The sequence below is a fragment of the Stenotrophomonas sp. YIM B06876 genome, assembly GCF_030711595.1.
Classification (GTDB): Bacteria; Pseudomonadota; Gammaproteobacteria; order Xanthomonadales; family Xanthomonadaceae; genus Stenotrophomonas.
The window spans coordinates 1-1,792 of record NZ_JAUJUJ010000159.1 but is presented as its reverse complement, the minus strand read 5'-3'; the positions used below and the strand labels follow the sequence as shown (position 1 = coordinate 1,792).

Here is a 1,792-nt window from a genome sequence, read left to right as displayed (position 1 = left end):
GAGGCCGCATTCATGAGCCGACGCAGCCTGGAGCAGGCCCTCGGCGCCCTGGACGAGCGCGAGCAGCGCGTGGTCCAGCTGTACTACGAATTCGATCTCAGCCTGAAGGAAATTTCCGCCGTGCTGGGCCTCACGGACGCACGCATCTGCCAGATCAACAAGGGCGCCCTGCGGAAGATGAAAGCCTTCCTGCAAGACGCGTGAATTCCCATTCAGGAAAACAGAAATGCAACCAATCGTCGGTATGGCCATTGTTCTTGGCTGTGTGTTCGGAGGCTTCATGATGGGCGGCGGCGAGCTGCGCGTCATCTGGGAGCCAGTCGAGCTGATCATCATCTCCGGGGCCGCNGAATTCCCATTCAGGAAAACAGAAATGCAACCAATCGTCGGTATGGCCATTGTTCTTGGCTGTGTGTTCGGAGGCTTCATGATGGGCGGCGGCGAGCTGCGCGTCATCTGGGAGCCAGTCGAGCTGATCATCATCTCCGGGGCCGCTCTGGGCGCCATCGTGCTGGGCAACCCGCGCCACGTGCTCAATGAAATGGTGCTGCAGCTGCGCAAGGCCGTCACCATGCGCAAGCAAAGCCAGGAGTTCCAGCGCCAGCTGCTGCTGCTGATGTACGAACTGCTGCAAACGGCCGCCGGTGGCCTGAAGGCGCTCGACGCCCACGTCGAGGCGCCGCAGCAAAGCGCCCTGTTCCAGCGCTACCCCCTGGTGCTGGCCGAACCCAAGCTGCTGCACTTCATCGTCGACAACTTCCGCCTGATGGCCATGGGCAAGATCAATGCCCACGAACTCGAAGGCGTGCTCGAACAAGAGCTGGAGGCGATCCACGAAGAGCTGAACCAGCCGTCCAAGTCGCTGCACAAGATCGCCGAGGCCATGCCCGGCTTCGGCATCCTGGCCGCGGTGCTGGGCATCGTGATGGCGATGAACACCATCGGCGATGGCGCCAGCTCCGCTGAAATTGCCGAGAAGGTTGCCGCGGCGATGGTCGGCACCTTCATCGGCATCTTCTTTTGCTACGGCGTGCTGGACCCGCTGAGCAACGTGATGAAGCAACTGGTCAAGCAGGAGCTTTCCACGCTCGAATGCGTGAAGGTCGTGCTGGTCACCCACGTCTCCGGCAAGCCCCCGCTCCTGGCCATCGACGCGGGCCGCCGCCTGGTGCAGCTCAACCTCAAGCCCAGCTTTGCCCTGCTCGAGGGCTGGATCAACGCGCTGACCGGCGCAGATGCACCGCCCAGGACGCCCAATCGCCGCGCGGGAGACCCGCGGTGACCATTGCGCGCGAAAAGCAGCACCAGGCCATCGTCAAGCGCGTCTCGCGCAAGCACGACGATGAGGAGCACGGCGGCGCCTGGAAGGTCGCCTTCGCCGACTTCTGCCTGGCCTTGATGTGCCTCTTCCTGGTGCTGTGGGTGCTCGCCGCGCGCAACGCGGAGCGCACCGAAGAAGTGCTGCGCACGACCGGCGGCAAGCTTTTCGACGAGGGCGCGGGCCACAAGATCCAGAGCTTCAGCACGGCCCGGGGAAGCCTGATTCCCCGCGAACCCATACCCGCGCAAGGCGACACCCGGCAGCCGCGCAAAACCTTCACCAACGGAACAGACAGCCCCCAAGGCACCCGATCGGGATTCGCCCCTGTGCAGACACGCTACGAATCTCCGGCCGACCTGCAGCAGCTGTCGGCGATCCTGGCCAACCTCAGCGACGATGCGGGCCTGGCCAGCAATCTGCAGACCATTATCACGCCCTATGGTCTGCGCGTCATGCTCCACGACACCGCCA

Annotated in this window: 3 protein-coding genes; all 3 read left to right on the top strand. The window is 63.7% G+C overall.

The window, feature by feature from the left end; translation table 11 throughout:
- A partial coding sequence (locus tag QZH66_RS15675; protein WP_305806828.1) for a sigma-70 family RNA polymerase sigma factor occupies positions 1 to 204 on the top strand: 204 nt, incomplete at its 5' end.
- A 169-nt stretch (positions 205 to 373) separates the two neighbouring features.
- Positions 374 to 1,282, top strand: coding sequence for a flagellar motor stator protein MotA (gene motA / locus QZH66_RS15670; protein WP_305806827.1), 909 nt, complete (start codon positions 374 to 376; stop codon positions 1,280 to 1,282).
- A gap of 29 nt (positions 1,283 to 1,311) precedes the next feature.
- Positions 1,312 to 1,792, top strand: a 481-nt coding sequence (locus QZH66_RS19055) for a flagellar motor protein MotB (protein ID WP_345783858.1), incomplete at its 3' end; no start/stop codon positions are given.